The sequence below is a fragment of the Janthinobacterium aquaticum genome, assembly GCF_009208565.1.
In the GTDB taxonomy this organism is placed as follows: domain Bacteria; phylum Pseudomonadota; class Gammaproteobacteria; order Burkholderiales; family Burkholderiaceae_D; genus Janthinobacterium.
In genome coordinates this window covers 1-218 of the sequence record NZ_WFLK01000083.1, presented here as the reverse complement: position 1 = coordinate 218, position 218 = coordinate 1, and the positions used below count along the sequence as shown (strand labels likewise).

Below are 218 nucleotides of genomic sequence, written 5' to 3'. Positions count from 1 at the left end.
ATTCGTGACTGGGGTGAAGTCGTAACAAGGTAGCCGTATCGGAAGGTGCGGCTGGATCACCTCCTTTCTAGAGTTTGCACGAAGCAGTAATGCTTCACCATCAAATGTTCACACTTATCGACTGTTAATAAAGAAGAACAGCATTTGGGGCTGTAGCTCAGCTGGTTAGAGCACCGTGTTGATAACGCGGGGGTCGTTGGTTCGAGTCCAACCAGCCC

At 50.0% G+C, this 218-nt stretch carries 1 rRNA gene; it reads left to right on the top strand.

Annotation, left to right across the window (positions count from 1 at the left end):
• Window positions 1–67 (top strand): 16S ribosomal RNA (locus GCM43_RS25705); the annotation flags it as partial.
• Window positions 68–218: the final 151 nt, after the last annotated feature.